We start from the raw sequence: 20483 nt of genomic DNA, 5'->3' as shown, positions 1-20483 counted from the left end.
AAGAGCCGCTTACGCGGTTTTCTTTTTCGAAGGCGCCTTCTTGGCGGCGGCAGGCTTCTTAGCCGCCGTTGTCTTGGTCGCGGCTTTCTTTGCCGGCGCCTTCTTGCCAGCGGCCTTCTTGACCCCGCCCTTGGCATTGATCAGGTCCAGCGCCTGTTCGACCGTCACGGTTTCGGGCGTCACGTCCTTGGGCAGGGTCGCATTGACCTTGCCGCACTTGATGTACGGCCCGTAGCGGCCGGCCATCACCTGGATCTTGTCGCCGCTGTCCGAATGCTCGCCCAGTTCGCGCAGCGGCGCCACGGACGATGCCCGGCCCTTGCCGCCGCCCCCGGCGCGCTTTTCGGCCAGGAGAGTCACGGCGCGGTTGATGCCGACTTCGAACACTTCATCGATACCGGAAAGGTTGGCATAGGTGCCGGCGTGTTCGATGAACGGCCCAAAGCGCCCCAGGCCGGCCACTATGGGCTTGTTGTCTTCCGGGTGCTGGCCGACCGGACGCGGCAGGCTTAGCAGCTTCAGTGCGCGGTCGAGGTCGATCGTCGCCGGCGGCCAGGCCTTGGGCAGCGAAGCGCGCTTCGGTTTGTCATCCTTCGATTCGGCTTCACCCAGTTGCACATACGGCCCGAAGCGGCCGATCTTCATGGCGACGACCTTTCCGGTTTCCGGATCGGTACCGAGTTCCTTGTCACCGGTCACGCCATTTTCAGCCTCGGCATCGGGCGAACCGACCGGGCGCGTGTACTTGCATTCCGGGTAGTTCGAGCAGCCGATAAAGGCGCCGAAGCGCGACGTCTTCAGGCTGAGCATGCCGTTGCCGCAGGTTGGGCAGGCGCGTGGATTTGTGCCGTCGCCCTTGTCCGGGAAGATGTGCGGACCCAGGGCCTCGTTCAACGTATCCAGAACCTGTGAAACGCGAAGCTCGGTCATGCCGTCGGCGGCGGCGTGGAAATCCTTCCAGAAATCCCGAAGCAATGCCTTCCAGTCCAGCTTGCCGTCCGACACCAGGTCGAGCTTTTCCTCAAGGTCGGCGGTGAAGTCGTACTGCACATACTTCTGGAAGAACTGGTCGAGGAAGGCCGTAACCAGGCGGCCCTTGTCTTCCGGGATGAAGCGGTTCTTGTCCATGCGCACATAGGCGCGGTCGCGCAGCACGCTGAGGATCGAAGCATAGGTCGAGGGACGGCCGATACCCAGCTCTTCCATCTTCTTGACGAGGGTCGCTTCCGAATAGCGGGGCGGCGGCTCGGTGAAGTGCTGGGCTGGCTTGATCTCGTGGACCTGCGCGGCCGCACCGGCCTTGACGGCGGGCAGGCGACCGCCTTCGTCGTCGTTGTCGTCGTCCTTGCCTTCTTCGTAGACGGCCAGATAACCGTCGAAGGTCACGACCTGGCCGGTGGCGCGCAGCCCCGTCTGCTTGTCGGACGACAGAATGTTGATGACGGTGTTTTCGACGCGCGCGGCTTCCATCTGGGAAGCGATGGTGCGCTTCCAGATCAGCTCGTAGAGGCGCGCCATGTCGCCTTCAAGGCGCAGCGTCTCGGGTCGGCGATAGATCGAGGTCGGGCGGATGGCTTCGTGGGCTTCCTGGGCGTTCTTGGCCTTGGCCTTGTAGAAGCGCGGTTCGGACGGGACGTAAGACGACCCGAAGCGCTCACCGATCGCCTTGCGCATTTCGCTGATGGCGCCCGGTTCGACATAGACGCCGTCCGTCCGCATATAGGTGATCAGGCCGGTCGTCTCGCCGCCGATATCGACGCCTTCGTAAAGCTTTTGCGCCGTCTGCATGGTGCGGGTGGCCGAGAAGCCGAGCTTGCGCGCCGCTTCCTGTTGAAGCGTCGAGGTCGTAAACGGCGGCGGCGGCGTCTTGCGGCCGGGCTTCTGTTCGACGTCCTCGATGGCGAAGGTCGATTTCTGGATGGTGTCGCGCGCGGCAAAGGCGGCGGCTTCGTTCGGCAGGTCGAACTTGGCCAGCTTCTTGCCGTTCAGCTGGAACAGCTTGGCGGTAAACGGGGCGGTCGATGACGACACCTGGGTGTCGACCGTCCAGTATTCCTCGGTCTTGAACTTCTCGATCTCGATTTCACGGTCGACGACGATCTTCAGCGCCACCGACTGGACACGGCCGGCCGAACGCGCGCCCGGCAGCTTGCGCCACAGGACGGGCGACAGGGTAAAACCGACGAGATAGTCGAGCGCGCGGCGGGCCAGATAGGCCTCGACCAGTTCCATGTCGAGCTGGCGCGGCGCGGCCATGGCTTCCTGAACCGCCGACTTGGTGATGGCGTTGAAGGTGACGCGCTCGATCTGCTTTTCTTTGAGCACGCGCTTCTTGTTGAGCACCTCCAGGACGTGCCAGGAAATGGCCTCGCCTTCGCGATCCGGGTCGGTCGCGAGAATCACACGGTCGGAGCCTTTGACCGCGTCGGCGATGTCGCTCAACCGTTTGTTCGCCTTGGCGTCGACCTCCCACGTCATGGCGAAGTCCTCATCGGGCTTCACCGAGCCGTCCTTGGACGGCAGGTCGCGCACGTGGCCGAAGCTGGCCAGCACGGTGTAACCCTTGCCGAGATACTTGTTGATGGTTTTGGCCTTGGCAGGGCTTTCGACAATAACGACGGTCATGAAATCTCTTGGCAGGCGAACACAAACGTTCAAAGCTCGACACGAAACATTCGTGGGGGAGGCAAAACCGGCGGGGCGCATCCGCGGCGCGTTGGTTTCGGAGCCCCGCATACATGCTAATCGATTCCGCCTATGTCAACGGCTTTGCTGAAGGATGCGCGCAACTTTGGGTATGTAAATATTGAAATGCTCGCTTGAATATGATTGTCTTCGGTAAAAAACGGATTCGTTTCATGACCGATCAAACCTCAGGCGACACAAGACTTTCCAACGATGAGACGCGCGAAATGCTGGACTATATCGCGCACATGTCCCTGGAATTGGCGGCGCTTGCGGAAAAGATCGAGGCCGATGAACTCAGCCAGGCCCTTCGCATGGCCGGCATTCGCGCCCTCGATCACATGAAGGCTGCGATTCAGGCGCGGACATAGCCGCCGCCGGGGACGGAATCGATCCGTCCGGCGATTTCCAACTCGCTTAAGGCACACAGGGCGACAAATGCCGGAAAACCCGATAACCGGATCAGTTCGTCGCGCCCGATGGGCACCGGGCTCACCAGTTGTAGCAGGGCTTTTGCGGCCTTCGCGATCTCGAGCTCGATGTCACCCGAGGTAGACCCGTCATGGCTGAAGCGCGATGCCGGCGCCTCGAAGCCGATATGAGTATCCAGGGCGCGAATGACATCTTCGCCGTTTTCGCAGATATGGGCGCCCTGGCGCAGAAGGTCGTTGCAGCCGCGGGCGCGCGGATCGAGCGGCGAGCCGGGCACGGCGAAGACTTCGCGATTCTGTTCCGCAGCCAGCCGCGCCGTGATCAGCGAGCCCGAGCGCAGTTCGGCCTCGACCACGATGGTGGCGAGGCTCAGACCCGAGATGATACGGTTGCGGCGCGGAAAGTCGCGCGCCTGCGCCGTGTAGCCGACAGGGCTTTCCGACAGGATCAGGCCCTGCTCGGCGATCGCCCTGTAAAGTTCGGCGTTTTCCGGTGGATAGATGTCGTCGACGCCGCCGCCGAGGACGGCGACCGTACCGGACTTGAGCGCGACTGCGTGGGCGCGGGTGTCAATGCCGCGCGCCAGGCCGGAGACGATGGTGAAACCGGCTTCGCTTAAGTCCCGCGCCAGGTTCTGCGCCATGGTCTGGCCGGCGCCGGAGGCATTGCGCGCGCCGACGATCGCCGCCGCGCGGCGCTTGACCGGCAGACCGGGCCCAAGGCTCCACAGCACCGGCGGGGCGGCGTCGATCTGGGCGAGCAGGGAAGGGTAATCGCGGTCGCCCGCCATCAGCAGACGGGCGCCAATGGCTTCCCCGCGATTCAGTTCCTCATGGACCTTCGCTTCCGGTGCGGCGGTGAACTTGCCGCCGGACCGGCCGATGACGGCGGGCAGGGCGTGGAGCGCGGTTATGGCATTGCCGAAGCGGCGCATCAGGTTGGCGAAATTGACCGGCCCCACGCGCTCGGTGCGCGCCAGCCGCAAACGCGCGAAGCGTTCGGCGTCGGTGGTGGCCGTGGTGATGCGATCGAATGCCATTGAGGTCCCTCTACCGGGACGTTAGCAGGTCCCCAGGAGCGCCTCAAGCGCGTAAAAAAGGCGGAAGACGATATCTTCCGCCTTTCGTTTGCAACTCTAATGAGGGGATTACGCCGCCAGCTTCTGGATGCACACGCTTTCGTCATGAACCGGGCAGGGGGCGATGGCTTGGTGGTCGATCGCCACGCCATTCAGCTCATTAGAAAAGGCATGGTTGACGTCGCGGTGGTGGGCCTCATCCGCCCGCACGACCAGGACGACGTCGCGCAGGGTGGCGGTGTCGGGCAGCTTCCAGTAGCGCTTGGCGATCTCGGGCGCCGGGACATTGGGGCTGCGGCCCTCATCGATCTCGGCCAGGTAATGGCTGTAGCTGATCACGGCCTCTTCCTCGAAATAGCCGACGATGCGGTGGGCGGTCCGGGGCGTCACGACGTAGAGCAGGAAGAAGGCGATATAGAAGACCCACTGCACGCCGACAATGACCAGGCGTTCGAACAGGGTTGGCTTGGCGACCTCGATAAAGGTCATCAGGTGCATGCGCTCGTTTTCGGCTTCCTCCATCAGCGTCCGGATCCAGCCGCGGTCGTCCTGCATGCGGCGCAGGCACTTCAGGTGGTTGAGCGTGGCGCCGACCATGCCCGGCACGGCCGCGACCGTCTCAAGCACGATGGCGCGATGGCCGTAGCGCTTGGCGAAGAAGGTGTCGGCGCAGAAGCGCAGCAGCTTGGTGAAGCCGAGCGCGAAGCGGTCGGACAGGTTGACCGGCTTGTGGTGGACGGTCAGGTCGATGGTGGGCTCGGAATACATGGTACCCTCCTTGGTACGCAACGGGTTGAACCGAATACCCATGGAAATACTATGGAAATTTGCGCGCGCATATGCGACCGCCCGCCGCTGCGTCAGGATGTCGCTTTGTCAAAGCGAAAAAAGAGGAGATTAGGCCGTAGGCTCGGCGTCTTTTTTCTTGCCGATCTTCGGCTCTTCGGCCTTCAGCAGGCGTTTGATGTTGTCGGCGTGGCGGATATAGATCAGCACGGCCATAAACAGCGCCATGCCACAAAAGGCGTACGGCGGATCGATATAGGGAACCAGCAGGCTGACCGGCACGACCAGGGCGGCTGCGACCAGCGCAGACAGCGAGCTGATGCGGAAGGTGAAGGCGGTCAGCAGCCACAGGCCGCCGGCGACCAGTCCCATGGGCCAGCAGGCGGCGAACAGTGTGCCTAAGAAGGTCGCGACGCCCTTGCCGCCCTTGAACTTGAGCCAGACCGGAAAGAGGTGGCCCAGGAAGGCGGCGGCCCCTGCCAGCGCCATGGCGATACGGCGCGTTTCTATGTCGGCCGCCAAAAGGAGTGCGAAGGCCAGGCCGACGGCGGCGGCGCCCTTGCCGGTGTCGCCGACAAAGGTCATCAGCGCCAGGTCCTTGCGGCCGGTTCTCAACACATTAGTCGCGCCGATATTGCCCGAGCCAATGGAGCGGATGTCGATGCCGGCCATGCGCGTCGCCAGCACCCCAAACGGGATCGAGCCCAGAAGGTACCCGCCGATGACGGCCAGGGTATAGATAGCTGGGGCTGGAAAAACGTTCACTGCGGTTGCCTTTGTTCAAATCCCCTCTCCCCGCTTGCGGGGAGAGGGTTAGGGTGAGGGGCAACGCAAATTTCAGCAAGTCCGGACGGTGAAAATGCCCCTCATCCGGTCCTTCGGACCACCTTCTCCCCGGCCTCGCCGGCAGGCAAAACGGGGAGAAGGAACTATGCCTGATAGACGATTCGGCCGTCGACCAGGGTTTTCAGCACCTTGCCCTGTAGCGTCCGGTTTTCAAAGGGTGAGTTCTTCGATTTCGACAGGATGTCGCGCTCGCGCAACGCAAACGGCGCTTCGATATCGACCAGTATGAGGTCGGCCGGGGCGCCCTTGGCGATGCGGCCGGCTTCCAGGCCCAGCAGTTGCGCCGGATTCTGGGTGACGGCCCTCAGGATATCGATCAGCGGGATATCGTTTTCCAGATGCAGGCCGATCAGCGCCGGCAGCAGCGTCTGCAGGCCGATGGCGCCCGGCGCGGCTTCGGAGAAAGGCAGGCGCTTGTCTTCGGCCGGCGCGGGCGAATGGTTCGACACCACGACATCGATCAGGCCATTGGCCAGGGCATCCACACAGGCCAGCCGGTCGCGTTCGGCGCGTAACGGCGGATCCAGGCGATAGAAGGTGCGATAGTCGCCGATATCGATCTCGTTGAACACCAGGTGGTTGATGCTGGCCGAAGCGTAGACATCGAGTCCCTTGGTCTTGGCGCGTTCCAGCGACGACAGGCCCTCGGCGGTCGAGACCTGGTCGACCAGGAAACGCGCGCCGGTCAGCTCGACCAGCGCCAGGTCGCGCTCCATCATGATGCGTTCGGAAAGCGCCGACACGCCGGCCAGGCCCATGCGCGCCGCCATCTCGCCGGAGGTGGCCACCGCGCCTTCGGACAGCCACGGCTCCTTGGGACGGTGGGCGATCAGGGCGTTGAAGCCGTTGGCGTAGCTGAGGACGCGCGACAGAATCTTCGAATTGACGATCGGCTGGTCGGCATCGGTGAAATAGAGTGCGCCCATCTCGGCCATCAGGCCGATCTCAGCCATCTTCTGGCCCTTGTTTTCCTTGGTGGCGGCGCCGGCCGGGTAGACGTGGACCAGCTCGATGTCACGCGCCCGTCTCAGGATAAAGTCGACCATGGCCGGCTCATCGATCACCGGATCGGTGTCGGGCTGGACGACGAAGGAGGTCACGCCGCCGGCGGCCGCGGCCAGGCAGGCGGATTTCAGGGTTTCCTTGGGCTCGGAGCCGGGCTCGCCGGTGCGAACGCGCATGTCGATCAACCCGGGCATCAGGGCGTTTTCATCGCAGTCGATGACCTTGATGCCGGTGTGGCCGGACGGCACGGCGTGACCGTGGATGACGTCGGCAATGACGCCTTCGACGACGATGACCGAGCCGGGGCCGTCATATTCGCTGGCCGGATCGATCAGGCGGGCATTGACGAAGGCGAGAGCGGTGGAAGATTGAGTCATGCTGGATACCCGAGCGATTTTTTCGCCCTCCCCATTAATGGGGAGGGGGGACCATCTGCGGAGCAGATGGTGGGCGGGGCCAATGTCGATAGGGCCCCTTCCGTCTTTGACGGCTGATCGCCGTCAAATCCACCTCCCCCATGAATGGGGGAGGCGAAGAATATAGCGCTTTCGCCGAACATCACTTAATTCTCCAGCCGTGCGGCCAGCGACGCCAGCACGGCCATGCGCGCGGCGACGCCCATTTCGACCTGGTCCTGGATCAGCGAGACGGACAGGTCGTCGGCGATGTCCGAATCGATCTCGACGCCGCGGTTCATCGGGCCGGGGTGCATGACGCGGACATCCTTGGCGGCAACGGCCAGCTTTTCACGGTCGAGGCCGAAGAAGCGGTAGTATTCGCGCGTAGACGGGATGAAGGCCCCGTCCATGCGCTCAAGCTGAAGGCGCAGCATCATGACGACATTGGCGCCGGCAATGCCTTCGCGCATATTGTGATAGACCTCGGTGCCCCATTCGTCGGCATCGCCGGGGATGAGCGTCGGCGGTCCGACCAGGCGGACATTGGCGCCCATGGCGTTGAGCAGGATGACATTCGAACGCGCCACGCGGGAGTGCGAAACGTCACCGCAGATGGCAATCGTCAGCCCGTCGACGTGACCAAACGCCCGCCTGATCGACAGCATGTCGAGCAGGGCCTGGGTCGGGTGCTGATGCTGGCCGTCGCCGGCATTGATGACCGAGCAGCCGACCTTCTGCGACAAAAGCGCCGCCGCGCCCGACGCCGAATGGCGCACGACCAGAAGGTCCGGCTTCATGGCGTTGAGCGTCACCGCCGTGTCGATCAGGGTTTCGCCCTTGGCGACCGACGACGTCTTCATGCTCATGTTTACGGTGTCGGCGCCCAGTCGCTTCCCGGCCAGCTCGAAGCTCGACTGCGTCCGCGTCGAGTTCTCGAAGAACATGTTGACCAGGGTGCGGCCCTTAAGCAGGTCCAGCTTCTTGGTCGTCTGCCGGTTCAGGTCGACGAAGACGTCGGCCAGGTCGAGCAGGTTCATGATATCGGGCGGATCGAGGTCCTGCGCGCCCAGGAAATGCCGCTTGGGGAAGGGCAGAAGGCGCGTGCGGATCAGGTCATTGACGTCAGTGGTCATGAGGGCCATGGAGAGGTTAGGTGCAGGCGTGCATGCTGACACGATTTGGCCGGTTTGTGGCGGAGAACGCTGCAAAGCACAAGCAGGAAGGACCGTTTTGATGAAAACCCAGGCGGAAAAGGCAGCGGATTTTGCCGCGCTCCACGACCGCGGTTGCTTTGTCATCCCCAATCCGTGGGATCGCGGTACGGCGCGAATGCTTGCCGCCATGGGGTTCAAGGCGCTGACAACGACCAGTGCGGGTTATGCGCGCTCGCTGGGCCTGCCGGACTACAATGCCGGACGCGACCACGTGCTCAGTCATATCCGCGACCTGGCCGATGCGACGGACTTGCCGCTGGCGGCCGACCTGGAGAACGGTTTCGGCCACGCGCCCGAAGACTGCGCCGAAACGATTCGCTTAGGCGCAGAGGCCGGGTTGGTTGGCGGCTCGATCGAGGATTCGACGGGCGACGACCGCGTCATCTACGACATCGCCGAAGCGGCCGACCGCATCCGCGCCGCTGCCGAAGCCGCAAAGGCCCTGCCGTTCAAATTCATGCTGGTCGGGCGCGCGGAAAACTACCTGCACGGCCGCCGCGACCTGAAGGATACGATTGCGCGCCTGCAGGCCTATCAGGAAGCCGGAGCCGACGTGCTCTATGCGCCGGGCCTGTCGACGGTCGCCGATATCTCCGCCGTCTGCCGCGAAGTCGATCGGCCGGTCAATGTGCTGGGCGGGATCGGCCCCAAGCCGCTGTCGATCAGCGAACTGGCGGGTTTGGGCGTGCGGCGCGTGTCCCTGGGAAGCTGGCTGCATTCGGCGGCCATGACAGCGTTTGCCCACGCGGCGAAGGATGAAAGCTTTGGCTATATCGCTGACCTGATCAGCGGTGGTGAACACAACGCGATGCTGGACGCCGGCGCCGCGAAATAAAGAAGCCCTCCAACCGGAGCTGGAGGGCGATGACCTTATGCGTCCTTCAGTGACGCCATGTCGATGACGAAGCGGTAGCGGACATCGGACTTGACGACGCGCTCCCAGGCTTCGTTGATCTGGTCGATTCCAATGACTTCGATATCGGAGACGATGTTGTGCGCGCCGCAGAAGTCGAGCATTTCCTGCGTTTCCTTGATCGAGCCGATCGACGAACCGCTCAAGGAGCGCCGGCCGCCGACCAGCGCGAAGGCATCGACCGGCACGGGGTTGTCCGGAATGCCGACCAGCACCATGGCGCCATCGATCTTCAGCATGTTGAGATAGGCGTTCCAGTCGATGGTGGCGCTGACCGTATTGATGATCAGGTCGAAGCTGCCGGCCAGCTTCGCGAAGGTTTCCGGATCGCTTGAGGCGTAATAGTGGTCGGCACCCATGGCCAGGGCGTCATCCTTCTTGGACAGCGACTGGCTGATGACCGTGACTTCGGCGCCAAGCGCACGGGCGAACTTGACGCCCATATGGCCGAGACCGCCCAGGCCGACAATGGCAACCGACTTGCCGGGGCCGGCGTTCCAGTGCTTCAGCGGCGAATAGAGGGTGATGCCGGCGCACAGGAGCGGTGCGGCCGCATCAAGCGGCAGGTTGTCGGGCACCGACAGGACATAGCCTTCCCTGACAACGATATGGTCGGAATAGCCGCCATAGGTCGGCGTGCCATCGCGGTCCGTGCCGTTATAGGTGTAGGCGATCTGGTCCATCATGTATTGCTCGCGATCGATGTCGCGCTGCTGGCACTTCAGGCAGGAATCGACGAAGCAGCCGACGCCGACCGTGTCGCCTTCCTTGAAACGGCTGACTTTTGAACCGACTTCGCGGACGCGGCCGACGATCTCGTGGCCCGGCACCATCGGAAAGAGGCCGGGAAACCAGTCATTGTTCACCTGGTGGATGTCGGAGTGGCAGACACCGGAATAAAGGATGTCGATCACCACATCGTCTTCATTCGGCGCGCGGCGTTCGAAGGTAAAAGGCTGCAGCTTTTCATTGGGCGCGAGCGCGGCCCAGGCTTTGGCGAGTGTCATGGCGCAGATCTCTTTTTATTTGGGGAGGATTGCCGGAAGGCGATGCGCATATGGGAAGCGCTTTCACATCGCGCGAGGCATCGGCCCCGTGTTCCTGTGGACAAATTTCACACGAGATGGAAGACCCAGAGCAGAAGCGGCAGGCAGACGGCACTTAAACACGTCGTTATGGCGACGATGCCGGCCATCAGTGGCGCATCTCCGCCCATGTGGCGCGCCTGGACGTAGGCCGCGGCCGCGCAGGGCGCCGCCCCGCACGCCAGCGCCACGCCCTGCGCCATCAGGTCGCCGCCCAGGGATCGGCAGATCAGCCAGGCCAGGATCGGCATGACCAGCACCTTGAACAGCGACACGGCGCCGACCAGGACCGGCTGGCGATAGACATAGGCAAAGCTTAAGCCGGCGCCGGCCAGGATCAGGCCGGTGGGAATGGCGGCTTCGCCCAGCATGCGCAGGGATTTCTCGGCGAACGGGATCGACGGTACGTTCAGGAAATTGAAACTGAGCCCGATCAGGCACGAGGCGAAGATTGGATTGGTCAGCAGGGTTTTGGCCATGCCCAGCGGCGACTTGTCGGGTTTGATATCGCCTTCGGGTTCGCCCCACTGCGCCAGGACCAGGATACAGATCATGTTGGAGGCCGGGATCAGCGCGCTGACGGCAATGGCCGCCAATGTCATGGCGGCATCGCCGAAAATCCCTGCCGCCACCGGAATGAAGACGAACGAGTTGAAGCGCATCAACCCCTGAAAGACGCTGGTAAAGGTCGGCCCTGGCAGGCGTAAAATGGGTTTCAGCGTAAAGCCTACGGCGCTGGCAACGGCGACCGCGCCCAGCACGCCCAACGATACCGGCCCCGTGGAAAATCCGGTCAGATTGGCATGCCAGATCGTCGGGATCAGAAAGCCCGGATAAAGGACATAGACGGCGAACTTCTCGATCGGCGGCCAGACGGGCAGGGGCAGGAAGCCCGACTTCTTCAGCCCATAGCCCAGGGCGATCAGCAGGAAGACCGGGACGATACCGTTGAGAATGGTGTCAAAGCTCATAGGGAGAAATGGAGCGAGAACGCATTTCGCCCTCCCCATTTATGGGGAGGGGGGACCGCCGGGAGGCGGTGGGCGGGGCCCATTATCGATACCGCAGACGCTGTCAGCGTATGGAGAACGCGAAGCAGCCCCGCCCACCATTCGCTCCGCTCATGGTCCCCCCTCCCCATAAATGGGGAGGGCGAAGAATAACATCGCCTACTCATTCGCAGCATCGCGCATACGGTCGAGCGCGCCCTGGAGGATGTAGGCGGCAGCGTTTTTATCGATGACCTCGGCGCGTTTGGCGCGGCTGAGGTCGGCTTCTTCGATCAGGAAGCGGTTCATCACGGATGAGGACCAGCGTTCGTCCCAGAAGGCGATTGGAATATCGCGCAGACGCAGCAGGTTGCGCGCGAAGGCTCGACACGACTGGGCGCGCGGGCCCTCGGTGCCGTCCATATTGAAGGGGAGACCGATGACGATGCCGGCGGCTTCGCGCTTGGCCATCAGCCTGAACAGGTGCTCGGCCTCGAGCGTAAACTTGCTCTTGCGGATCAGCTCCAGCGGTGACGCCAGGGTCAGCGAAATGTCGGACACGGCGACGCCGATGGTTTTTTCGCCGAGGTCCAGCCCCAGCAATCCATGACGCGGCGGCAATGCGCCCTTGAGTTCTGTAATGTCTATGACGGCCATCCGCATGCAATGGCCGCAGATGGGCTTCAAGTCAACGCGGGATAGTTTCAACTGCATTCATTAAGAAAGTGTCATGTGTAACCGTATCAATTGCCGGCACATTACTTTGCATTACATAAGTGTCATAAATTACCAAAATGTAATGTCTGAAGTAAGTGTAATAAAATGACGCCGATTTAACTTAAAAAACAAATCGCGTTGGAGTATTCAATCGTCAGTGCCTGACCACATCCAATTTCGCCCGCAAGGGCCGCCCAAAGGGAGTTCTCCAATGTTCCGTACCGTTGCCGCTCTGATCGTTTGCACCGCTGCCATCGCCGCTTCGCCAACCCTGGCCGAATCCAACTGGCTGGCCGCCGAAGGCAAGTCCGAAACCCTGAAGTCGCAGGACGTCGATTTCAATAAGCCGTCCGAAGTCCGCGCCTTCTACAAGAAGCTGCGTTACGCCGCCGTCCGCGTCTGCATGAACGACCAGTCGGAACATATTTGCCAGGCCGAGGCGCTCAGCGACGCTGTGCGCCAGGTCAACCAGCCGCAACTGAGCATGCATCACGAAAAGGCCACCGGCGAACGCGGCACGCAACTGGCTTGGAACGAAGCTTCCCGCTGACACCCGGAGAGCCTGTCAGAGGAAGAAAGTGGGCCGCGCGCGAATGATCGCGGGGCGGCCCATTTTTATGCCCGCCATAAAGTATTTTAGTACCGCATATCCCGACACCTCAGGGCCTGTGAGAATGGCCCGTTCAAGGAGACCATCATGCAACGCCTTTTTGCATCCGCGGCTCTGTGCCTGCTGCTTGCCGCCACCGCTGCCCCCGCCATGGCGTGGGAAGAGGTCGGCGAAACGACCAATGTCCGCACGGACGGTGTCGATTTCAACAACCCCAAGGACGTCAAGGCCTTCTACGGGCGCCTGGAAAAGGCTTCGCACAAGGTGTGCGACATTGCCGGCGACAGCATCCAGGTGCGTGAGGACAATGCCGAGTGCCGCGCACGCGCCGTCGACGGCGCGGTCGCCGACCTGAAACAATCCCGCCTGACCGAGCTTCATGTCGAACGCTCGGGCGATGCACAGCAGTTTGCCGACGCGCGCCGGCAAAGGACCTGGTGATTTATCCTTCCGGTCTACCTCCCGTCCGGAATTAAACTTGCCGCGCCGATCCTGACGGCGCGGCCCTTTTCTTGACAAGCGGGACTTGCCAAAACCGCTTGCAATGGCTAACCCGGCTCCTTCGGAATAAAGGAGTTCGATGATGGCCATTGATGTGGCGACCGTCAAAAAAGTGGCGAGCCTGTCGCGCCTCAGGGAGAGCGACGAGCGCCTGGAGGCGCTGGCCGGTGAATTGAACGGCATCCTGGGCTGGATCGAACAGTTGAACGAGGTCGATGTCGCGAACGCCGAGCCGATGACGACGGCCGTCGAAACTGGCACGCCGCTGCGCGACGATGTCATAAGTGACGGCGACAAGGTCCGTGACGTCACCGCCAACGCACCGAAGTCGGTCGACGGCTTCTTCATCGTGCCGAAGGTGGTGGAATAAATGAGCGATTTGACCAAAATGACGCTCAAGGCCGCCGTCGATGGCCTGAAAGCTAAGCAATTTTCCTCGGCCGAGCTGACCGACGCCTTTATCGGCGCGATCGAGACCGCCAATCCAGCGCTGAACGCCTATGTAGAGCTGACCTTCGACAAGGCGCGCCAGCAGGCCGCCGCCTCCGATGCAAAGCTGGCCAGGGGCGAGGGCGGGGCGCTGGAAGGCGCGCCATTAGGCATCAAGGATCTCTACTGCACCGAAGGTGTGCGCACCACGGCGTGCTCAGGAATTCTCGCCAACTTCGTGCCGACCTACGAATCGACCGTCACCGCCAATCTGTGGCGCGACGGCGCGGTCATGCTGGGCAAGCTGAACATGGACGAATTCGCCATGGGCTCGTCCAACGAAACCTCGTACTGGGGTGCCGTCACCAATCCGTGGAAGTCGCGTGGCTCGAACGCTGCGCTGACGCCGGGTGGATCGTCGGGCGGTTCGGCGTCGGCCGTCGCCGCCGACCTTTGCCTGGCCGCGACCGCTTCGGATACCGGCGGCTCGATCCGCCAACCGGCGGCGTTCACCGGCACGGTCGGCATCAAGCCGACCTATGGCCGCTGCTCGCGTTACGGCATGGTCGCGTTTGCCTCGTCGCTCGACCAGGCCGGCCCTATCACCAAGACGGTCGAGGATTCGGCCCTCATGCTACAATCCATGTGCAGCCATGACGCCAAGGACTCGACGTCGCTCGACGTCCCCGTGCCGGACTTCTCCAGCTTCCTGGGGCAATCGCTGAAAGGCCTGCGCGTCGGCATCCCGGACGAATATCGCCTCGACGGCATTCCGGCCGAGATTGACGCCCTGTGGGAGCAGGGGATTGCCTGGCTGAAGGACGCCGGCGCCGAGATCGTCCGCATCAGCCTGCCGCACACCAAGTATGCCCTGCCGTGCTACTACATCATCGCCCCGGCCGAGGCCTCTTCGAACCTGGCGCGCTATGACGGCATGCGTTTCGGACACCGCACCGACAAGGCGCAATCCCTGACCGACGTCTATGAGCTGTCGCGCTCCGAGGGCTTCGGCAAGGAGGTCAAGCGCCGCATCATGATCGGCACCTATGTGCTGTCGGCCGGCTTCTACGACGCTTACTACGTCAAGGCTTTGAAGGTCCGCCGCCGTATCGCCGAGGACTTCACCAATGCCTGGAACAGCTGTGACGTTATCCTGACGCCGGCGACGCCGTCGGCCGCCTTCCAACTGGGCGACGCGCAGAAGGCCGCAGATCCGGTGGCGATGTACCTGAACGACGTCTTCACCGTCACGACCAACCTGGCCGGCCTGCCCGGCATGTCGGTGCCGGCGGGCCTCGATTCGAGTGGCCTGCCGCTGGGGCTTCAGGTTATCGGCAAGGCATTGGACGAAGGTTCGGTGCTCAAGGCCGGTTACGCGCTCGAAAAGGCCGCCGGTTTCACGGCGCGCCCGGACCGCTGGTGGTAACCTAAAGGGAATAGCGGGGAAACCGTTCTCCCCGCGCGCGAAAGCCTTGTGTTTTCAGACTTCGCCCGCGTAAACTAAGACGCGGGCGGGGCCTGGGACGGCGCAGGACGCGCGGAGGATACGGCGAATGCTGAAGACGGTTCAGGACATGGTGGCTTGGGGACTTCTGGTCCTGCCGCTGATCGTCATCGCGTGGGCCTCGGTGTGGTTCGTGCTGATCCACGCCGAACGCAACCGCCACGAGCGCTACAAGCGCTTCTACGCCATCATGGAACAGTTGAGCCGCTCCGACAGCGAAACCGCGTCGAAAATGGCGGCGGCCTATGAGCTGCGCAACTATCGCGACTATAAGGACGTTGTCGAAAAGATCTTCGTCGACGGCCGCATCCGCCAGGACACGGCCAAGGCGCTGGACGCCCAGCTGCGCGATACCTTAAAGGATATCTCACAGCCGAGAGCGTGATGCCTTTGGGCGAGCCGCGATCATGCTCTCGTTTTTGCTTGATCGCGATATTTCGCCAAAAACCGCTGCACACTTGTTGGCATATCGCTCCGGAGGCTGACGTGCGCGGAAATTTTCGTTGAATTTGTATCGACCTCTTGCCAAAGCGGCGTAATGCGGCAGTAATGCGGGTAATCAATTGTTAAGCGCGATTAAGCGCCGCGCATAAGAAAGTACCCTGGAGCCACGCCGCCATGAAAAGCGCCAACCCTGTCGAGTTTACCGTACGCGGTATAATTCTCGGTATCATCATCACCGTGATATTTACGGCCGCGCAGGTCTATCTGGGGCTGAAGGTCGGCCTGACCTTCGCGACCTCAATTCCGGCCGCCGTCATCTCGATGGCGCTGCTTCAGGCATTTCGGTCGGCGACCATCCAGGAAAACAATATCGTCCAGACCATCGCGTCGGCGGCCGGGACCCTGGCTTCGGTCATCTTTGTCCTACCGGGCCTGATCATCATCGGCTGGTGGTCGAATGTGCCGTTCCTGCTGACCTTTGCTGCCTGTGCGGTCGGCGGGACCTTGGGCGTCATGTACACCATGCCTCTGCGCCGCGCCCTGGTCGTGCAATCCAGCCTGCCTTACCCGGAAGGCGTCGCTGCCGCTGAGGTGCTGAAGGTTGGGACCTCGACGCGCGAAGGCGCCAAGGAGGGCAAGGCCGGCCTGTGGGCGGTGATCTGGGGCACGCTGGCCTCGGCCTTTGTCGCGCTTATGGCGGCCATCAAGGTTATACCAGGCGAGGTCGCGGGCTTCTTCAAGGTCAAGGCGCTGAACGGCCAGATCGGGGCGACCAGCATCATCGGCGGCAGTTCGCTGGCCCTGGTCGGCGCGGGTCACCTGATGGGGATTACGGTTGGTATCGCCATGGCGGTCGGTCTGTTTATCTCATCGGGCATTGCCCTGCCGATCCTGACCTCGATCACGCCTATGCCGGACGCCACGGTGGCCGAACACGCCGGCGCCGTTTTCCGCAGTAAAGTGCGCCTGTTGGGCGCGGGTGCCATTGCCGTCGCCGCGCTGTGGACGCTGGGCAAGCTGATCGTGCCGGTGTGGATGGGGCTGATGTCGGCGCTGGAATCGAACGCGGCCGCCAGGCGCGGGGAGGGCGAGATCGCCCGCACCGACCGCGACCTGCCCGTCAATACCGTCGGGATCGTCATCCTGCTCTGCATGGTGCCGGTCGGCTGGCTTCTGGCGCACTTTATTACTGCCGGCGGTGTCCTGGGCGCCCTGACCCTGCCGCTGGTTGGCGCGGGTATCCTGTTCGTCCTGATCGCCGGCCTGATTGCCGCGGCAGTCTGTGGTTACATGGCCGGCCTGATCGGGTCGTCCAACTCGCCCGTGTCGGGTCTTGGTATTTTGACCGTCCTCTCGGCCTCGCTGCTGGTCGGTATTATCGGCCGCGGCCTGACGGGCCCGAATGAGCAGCAGGCCCTGATCGCCTTTATCCTGTTTGTTACGACCATCGTCATGGCTGTGGCGGTGGTAGGTAACGACAACCTCCAGGACCTCAAGACAGGCCAACTGGTTGGCGCGACGCCGTGGAAGCAGCAGGTGGCGCTGGTTGTCGGTGTGCTGGCCGGCTCGATCGTCATTCCGCCGGTTCTGGACCTGCTCAACCAGGCCTATGGCTTCCCGGACGATCCGAACCGCGTGGCGATTACCGACCAGCCGTTGAACGCGCCGCAGGCGACGCTGATCGCGACCCTGGCCAAGGGCGTGATCGGCGGCGACCTCGACTGGAATCTGCTGGGGATCGGCGGTCTGATCGGCGCGGGCCTGATCATCGCCGACATGATCATCAAGGGCGGCAGCAAGGGCAAGCTGACCCTGCCGCCGCTGGGCGTCAGCCTGGCCATCTACCTGCCGTCGGCCGTGACGGCGCCGGTGATCGTCGGGGCTGTCGCCGGCTGGCTCTATGACCGTTCGGTCGGCAAGCTGTCGTGGGGGGAGATCGCCAAGCGGCTCGGTATCCTGGTGGCGTCGGGCTATATTGTCGGCGAAAGCCTGTTCAACGTCCTGCACGCCCTGCTGATCGTCGTGACGCGCAAGGATGCGCCGCTCGCCTTTATGCCGGCGGTCGAGGAACATGCCGGCACGATCATCGCCTTTGTCATGGCGACGGTTATTGTTGTCGGGCTGTACCTGTGGGCCGCTGGTCAGGCGAAAAAGGTCGAGACGGAAAGCTGATATGTACCGGGCCCCGAGCCCTTCGCATAGCTCCGGGCGTTCGTCGCGGAAATCAGTACATTTAGTACTGATTTCATCCGGTTCGCTTTGTTGAAGCGAACCGGCGCTCCTCACCATTCTCTGTCTTTCCGTTTGCCGCAAACGGGTTTAATAGCTGCGCCATAGCGCAAGCACACCGGACTTAAGACCATGTCGAATACCGAAGACCTGCCCAAGATCAAGCCGATGCCCGCCGAAGGCATCACCTACTACCTGCACCCTCATCCGCGTTCGCCCTTTTCCGAAGCGGTCCAGGTTGGTAACGTCCTCTATCTCTCCGCCATGATCGGCCTCGATGAAAACGGCAAGCTGGCCGAAGGCTTCGACAACGAAGTCAAGTACATCATGACCAACACGGCCGAAATCCTGAAGCGCTACGGCTTAGGCCTGGAGCACGTCTTCAAGGCCACGGTCATGCTGACCGACGCGTCGAAGTGGAGCGACTTCAACCGCCTCTATAAGCCGTACTTCCACCCCAGCCGCCTGCCGGTCCGCACGGCTTTAGGCGTCAGCGGCCTGGCCTATGGCGCCACGGTGGAAATCGAGTTTTGGGCGCACGTCCCGGAAAAGTAAGCGGTTTAAACCAAAAATTCAGAGGAAAAGGTTAGCCTGACAGGCCTGCGATAGAATTCGCTCAAAGCCTGCGGAAAACCCTTTGCTACCTACTGCCTTCCAGCGTTTTTGGAATTTGTTCAAGGTTGATACCGAGGACATGACGCTTGTACGCGCGCAGTATGCCGCCTTTTCGCGGCAAATTCCGCTGCTGTACTTTATCCTCGTTACCAATACCCTGTCAGGCATTTTTACGTTCGCGCAACAGGCGCCGGCGTGGATAGCGGTCTGGGTGCCGCTGGCCATATGCGCCGTCTGCGTCGTGCGCGCCGTCTGGTTTATCAGGAACCGCAACAAGACGTTCAGCGATGCGGAGGTCGTGCGCCTGATGCGCGTTACGACAAAGCTCTGCGGGCTCCTGACCCTGTCCTTTACGCTTTGGGGGCTATTCCTCTTCCAGTATGGCGATCCTTACGCCCGTGGACAGATGGTGTTTTTCATTTCCATGAATGTCATCGGCGGCGCGGTTTGCCTGATGCATTTGCGGGCCGCGGCCATGTCGGTCATTTTCATCGCCAACGTGCCGTTTGTCGCGTACTTTCTGTCACGGCCGGAACAGACTCTATGGGCGCTCGCGACCAATCTCGCCCTCGTGTCGTTTTCCATGGTGGTGGTCCTGCTGACTTACAACCGTGACTTCGCCAAGCTTGTGGCGTCGCAGACCGAAACGCGGCGGCTGTCCGACGAAAATTTCCGCATCGCCAATCTCGATACACTGACCCAGTTGCCCAACCGCCGCTGGTTCTTCGACACCCTGGCCAGCCTGCATCAGCGCGCCCATTCCGGCTTCTTCCGGGGCGAGGAAGCGCGTCTGGCCGTCGGCATTATCGACCTGGACGGCTTCAAGCCGGTCAACGACACCTATGGTCACGCCACGGGCGACCGCCTGCTGGTCGAGGTCGGCAAGCGCCTGCAGGGCATCTGCGGCGATGGCATCAGCCTGGCGCGCCTGGGCGGCGACGAATTCGCCATCCTGGTCACGGGTCAGGTGTCGACGGATGGCCTGAAGAGTCTCGGCCGCCGCATCGCTTCGACCCTGCGCCTGCCGTACCAGATCGGCGCCGCGAAGGCCCAGATCGGCTCGTCCATCGGCTTCGCCCTCTATCCCGACAATGCCGGCACGCCCGACATGCTGTTCGAACGCGCCGACTACGCCCTATATTACGCCAAACGCCACCAGCGCGGCGGCACCGTCCTGTTCTCGGCCGAGCACGAGGCCCAGATCCGCGACGACAGCAGCATCGAACAGGCGCTGAAGGCCGCCGATTTCGAACGCGAACTGTCAGTCGTCTTCCAGCCGATCGTCGAACTGGGCAGCCAGCGCGTCGTCGGCATGGAGGCCTTGGCGCGCTGGAATAGCCCGACGCTCGGCCACGTGTCGCCCGGCATCTTTATCCCGGCCGCCGAACGCATCGGCCTGATCGTCACACTGACCCGCACTCTGCTGCGCAAGGCATTGGCCGAAGCGGCGCTGTGGCCGGAAGAGGTGCGCCTGTCGTTCAACCTGTCGGCCTATGACCTGAGCTCGTCGGAAAGCGTCATTTCGATCCTGGCGGCCATCAACGGCAGCCGCGTCGCGCCCGCCCGCATCGACCTGGAAATCACCGAAACGGCCGTGTCGCAGGACGCCGAAGCGGCGCGCGCCGCCGTCGACACCTTCAAGGCCCTGGGCGTCGGTATTTCGCTCGACGATTTCGGCACCGGTTTCTCGTCGCTCAGCCACCTGCACAGCCTGCCGCTCGACAAGCTGAAGATCGACCGCAGCTTCGTCACCGATATCTGCACCAATCCGGCCAGCTTCAAGATCGTCAAGTCGCTGACCGCCCTATGCGCCGACATGGGCCTGACCTGCATCGTCGAGGGCGTGGAAACCGGCGAGCAACTCGAACTGCTGAGCAGCCTCGGCGCGACCTTCGTGCAGGGCTATTACTTCGCCAAGCCGATGAGCGGGGAGGCGACACGGGCCTATCTGGGCGTGGTGGCCGAGCCCGAGGAACCGACGATCCTCAGGCTTCAGTCCTAGT

The 20483-nt window shown here is 62.6% G+C and carries 19 protein-coding genes; 10 read left to right on the top strand and 9 right to left on the bottom strand.

Features of this window, described 5'->3' with window-relative positions:
- Positions 1 to 9: 9 nt before the first annotated feature.
- Positions 10 to 2625, bottom strand: a complete 2616-nt coding sequence (gene topA, locus J2X24_RS21270) for a type I DNA topoisomerase (protein ID WP_209725925.1) — start codon at positions 2623 to 2625, stop codon at positions 10 to 12.
- Positions 2626 to 2858: 233 nt separating this feature from the next.
- Between topA and J2X24_RS21265 the strand changes: the two genes are divergently transcribed.
- Positions 2859 to 3056, top strand: coding sequence for a hypothetical protein (locus J2X24_RS21265; RefSeq protein WP_209725923.1), 198 nt, complete (start codon positions 2859 to 2861; stop codon positions 3054 to 3056).
- Here J2X24_RS21265 and dprA read toward each other — a convergent pair.
- The 5 genes from dprA to J2X24_RS21240 all read right to left on the bottom strand — a co-directional run bounded on the left by dprA (position 3041) and on the right by J2X24_RS21240 (position 8372).
- Complete coding sequence (gene dprA, locus J2X24_RS21260) at positions 3041 to 4156, bottom strand: DNA-processing protein DprA (RefSeq protein WP_209725921.1); 1116 nt, start codon at positions 4154 to 4156, stop codon at positions 3041 to 3043. The two genes, J2X24_RS21265 and dprA, sit on opposite strands and share 16 nt — an antisense overlap.
- A 108-nt stretch (positions 4157 to 4264) precedes the next feature.
- Complete coding sequence (locus J2X24_RS21255; protein ID WP_209725919.1) at positions 4265 to 4963, bottom strand: alternative oxidase; 699 nt, start codon at positions 4961 to 4963, stop codon at positions 4265 to 4267.
- Between the two features lie 129 nt (positions 4964 to 5092).
- Positions 5093 to 5746 carry a glycerol-3-phosphate 1-O-acyltransferase PlsY gene (gene plsY / locus J2X24_RS21250; protein ID WP_209725917.1) on the bottom strand — a complete coding sequence of 218 codons (654 nt, stop codon included), beginning with the start codon at positions 5744 to 5746 and terminating at the stop codon, positions 5093 to 5095.
- A 164-nt stretch (positions 5747 to 5910) separates the two neighbouring features.
- Positions 5911 to 7209, bottom strand: coding sequence for a dihydroorotase (gene pyrC / locus J2X24_RS21245; RefSeq protein ID WP_209725915.1), 1299 nt, complete (start codon positions 7207 to 7209; stop codon positions 5911 to 5913).
- Between the two features lie 185 nt (positions 7210 to 7394).
- The gene (locus J2X24_RS21240; RefSeq protein WP_209725913.1) at positions 7395 to 8372 is read right to left on the bottom strand and encodes an aspartate carbamoyltransferase catalytic subunit; all 978 of its coding nucleotides are present in this window, start codon (positions 8370 to 8372) and stop codon (positions 7395 to 7397) included.
- A gap of 91 nt (positions 8373 to 8463) precedes the next feature.
- Here J2X24_RS21240 and J2X24_RS21235 point away from each other — a divergent pair, with 91 nt between their 5' ends.
- Positions 8464 to 9279 carry an isocitrate lyase/PEP mutase family protein gene (locus tag J2X24_RS21235; protein WP_209725911.1) on the top strand — a complete coding sequence of 272 codons (816 nt, stop codon included), beginning with the start codon at positions 8464 to 8466 and terminating at the stop codon, positions 9277 to 9279.
- 35 nt (positions 9280 to 9314) lie between these two features.
- Here J2X24_RS21235 and J2X24_RS21230 read toward each other — a convergent pair whose 3' ends face one another.
- The 3 genes from J2X24_RS21230 to ruvX all read right to left on the bottom strand — a co-directional run bounded on the left by J2X24_RS21230 (position 9315) and on the right by ruvX (position 12088).
- Positions 9315 to 10364, bottom strand: a complete 1050-nt coding sequence (locus tag J2X24_RS21230; RefSeq protein WP_209725909.1) for an NAD(P)-dependent alcohol dehydrogenase — start codon at positions 10362 to 10364, stop codon at positions 9315 to 9317.
- Between the two features lie 107 nt (positions 10365 to 10471).
- Complete coding sequence (locus tag J2X24_RS21225; RefSeq protein ID WP_209725908.1) at positions 10472 to 11413, bottom strand: AEC family transporter; 942 nt, start codon at positions 11411 to 11413, stop codon at positions 10472 to 10474.
- A 198-nt stretch (positions 11414 to 11611) separates the two neighbouring features.
- Positions 11612 to 12088, bottom strand: coding sequence for a Holliday junction resolvase RuvX (gene ruvX, locus J2X24_RS21220; RefSeq protein ID WP_209725957.1), 477 nt, complete (start codon positions 12086 to 12088; stop codon positions 11612 to 11614).
- A gap of 271 nt (positions 12089 to 12359) precedes the next feature.
- Here ruvX and J2X24_RS21215 point away from each other — a divergent pair, with 271 nt between their 5' ends.
- The 8 genes from J2X24_RS21215 to J2X24_RS21180 all read left to right on the top strand — a co-directional run bounded on the left by J2X24_RS21215 (position 12360) and on the right by J2X24_RS21180 (position 20482).
- Entirely contained in the window at positions 12360 to 12698 is a 339-nt protein-coding gene (locus J2X24_RS21215; RefSeq protein WP_209725905.1) for a UrcA family protein, read from the top strand.
- Between the two features lie 147 nt (positions 12699 to 12845).
- Positions 12846 to 13199, top strand: coding sequence for a UrcA family protein (locus J2X24_RS21210; RefSeq protein ID WP_209725904.1), 354 nt, complete (start codon positions 12846 to 12848; stop codon positions 13197 to 13199).
- A gap of 142 nt (positions 13200 to 13341) precedes the next feature.
- Positions 13342 to 13629 (top strand): Asp-tRNA(Asn)/Glu-tRNA(Gln) amidotransferase subunit GatC, encoded by a 288-nt coding sequence (gene gatC / locus J2X24_RS21205; RefSeq protein ID WP_209725955.1) that lies wholly within the window; start codon positions 13342 to 13344, stop codon positions 13627 to 13629.
- Positions 13630 to 15114, top strand: a complete 1485-nt coding sequence (gene gatA, locus J2X24_RS21200) for an Asp-tRNA(Asn)/Glu-tRNA(Gln) amidotransferase subunit GatA (protein ID WP_209725902.1) — start codon at positions 13630 to 13632, stop codon at positions 15112 to 15114.
- A 127-nt stretch (positions 15115 to 15241) separates the two neighbouring features.
- Positions 15242 to 15577, top strand: a complete 336-nt coding sequence (locus J2X24_RS21195; protein WP_209725900.1) for a hypothetical protein — start codon at positions 15242 to 15244, stop codon at positions 15575 to 15577.
- A gap of 233 nt (positions 15578 to 15810) precedes the next feature.
- Positions 15811 to 17808: an OPT family oligopeptide transporter gene (locus J2X24_RS21190; protein WP_209725898.1), complete on the top strand. Its 1998-nt coding sequence runs from the start codon at positions 15811 to 15813 to the stop codon at positions 17806 to 17808.
- A gap of 189 nt (positions 17809 to 17997) precedes the next feature.
- Entirely contained in the window at positions 17998 to 18420 is a 423-nt protein-coding gene (locus tag J2X24_RS21185; RefSeq protein ID WP_209725896.1) for a RidA family protein, read from the top strand.
- A 139-nt stretch (positions 18421 to 18559) separates the two neighbouring features.
- Positions 18560 to 20482 (top strand): putative bifunctional diguanylate cyclase/phosphodiesterase, encoded by a 1923-nt coding sequence (locus J2X24_RS21180; RefSeq protein WP_209725894.1) that lies wholly within the window; start codon positions 18560 to 18562, stop codon positions 20480 to 20482.
- Position 20483 lies beyond the last annotated feature (1 nt).

It is taken from the genome of Asticcacaulis solisilvae, assembly GCF_017875235.1.
GTDB lineage: Bacteria > Pseudomonadota > Alphaproteobacteria > Caulobacterales > Caulobacteraceae > Asticcacaulis > Asticcacaulis solisilvae_A.
The sequence above is the reverse complement of the archived record's forward strand: the minus strand, read 5'-3'. Positions and strand labels throughout refer to the sequence as shown.

Excerpts from the sequence above, each read along its gene's own strand:
- J2X24_RS21210 (WP_209725904.1), top strand. The coding sequence starts at position 12,846 with ATGCAACGCCTTTTTGCATCCGCGGCTCTGTGCCTGCTGCTTGCCGCC.
- J2X24_RS21230 (WP_209725909.1), bottom strand. The coding sequence starts at position 10,364 with ATGACACTCGCCAAAGCCTGGGCCGCGCTCGCGCCCAATGAAAAGCTG.
- J2X24_RS21215 (WP_209725905.1), top strand. The coding sequence starts at position 12,360 with ATGTTCCGTACCGTTGCCGCTCTGATCGTTTGCACCGCTGCCATCGCC.
- J2X24_RS21225 (WP_209725908.1), bottom strand. The coding sequence starts at position 11,413 with ATGAGCTTTGACACCATTCTCAACGGTATCGTCCCGGTCTTCCTGCTG.
- J2X24_RS21255 (WP_209725919.1), bottom strand. The coding sequence starts at position 4,963 with ATGTATTCCGAGCCCACCATCGACCTGACCGTCCACCACAAGCCGGTC.
- pyrC (WP_209725915.1), bottom strand. The coding sequence starts at position 7,209 with ATGACTCAATCTTCCACCGCTCTCGCCTTCGTCAATGCCCGCCTGATC.
- J2X24_RS21235 (WP_209725911.1), top strand. The coding sequence starts at position 8,464 with ATGAAAACCCAGGCGGAAAAGGCAGCGGATTTTGCCGCGCTCCACGAC.
- J2X24_RS21265 (WP_209725923.1), top strand. The coding sequence starts at position 2,859 with ATGACCGATCAAACCTCAGGCGACACAAGACTTTCCAACGATGAGACG.
- J2X24_RS21195 (WP_209725900.1), top strand. The coding sequence starts at position 15,242 with ATGCTGAAGACGGTTCAGGACATGGTGGCTTGGGGACTTCTGGTCCTG.
- gatA (WP_209725902.1), top strand. The coding sequence starts at position 13,630 with ATGAGCGATTTGACCAAAATGACGCTCAAGGCCGCCGTCGATGGCCTG.
- J2X24_RS21190 (WP_209725898.1), top strand. The coding sequence starts at position 15,811 with ATGAAAAGCGCCAACCCTGTCGAGTTTACCGTACGCGGTATAATTCTC.
- dprA (WP_209725921.1), bottom strand. The coding sequence starts at position 4,156 with ATGGCATTCGATCGCATCACCACGGCCACCACCGACGCCGAACGCTTC.
- topA (WP_209725925.1), bottom strand. The coding sequence starts at position 2,625 with ATGACCGTCGTTATTGTCGAAAGCCCTGCCAAGGCCAAAACCATCAAC.
- J2X24_RS21185 (WP_209725896.1), top strand. The coding sequence starts at position 17,998 with ATGTCGAATACCGAAGACCTGCCCAAGATCAAGCCGATGCCCGCCGAA.
- J2X24_RS21180 (WP_209725894.1), top strand. The coding sequence starts at position 18,560 with ATGACGCTTGTACGCGCGCAGTATGCCGCCTTTTCGCGGCAAATTCCG.
- gatC (WP_209725955.1), top strand. The coding sequence starts at position 13,342 with ATGGCCATTGATGTGGCGACCGTCAAAAAAGTGGCGAGCCTGTCGCGC.
- J2X24_RS21240 (WP_209725913.1), bottom strand. The coding sequence starts at position 8,372 with ATGGCCCTCATGACCACTGACGTCAATGACCTGATCCGCACGCGCCTT.
- ruvX (WP_209725957.1), bottom strand. The coding sequence starts at position 12,088 with ATGGCCGTCATAGACATTACAGAACTCAAGGGCGCATTGCCGCCGCGT.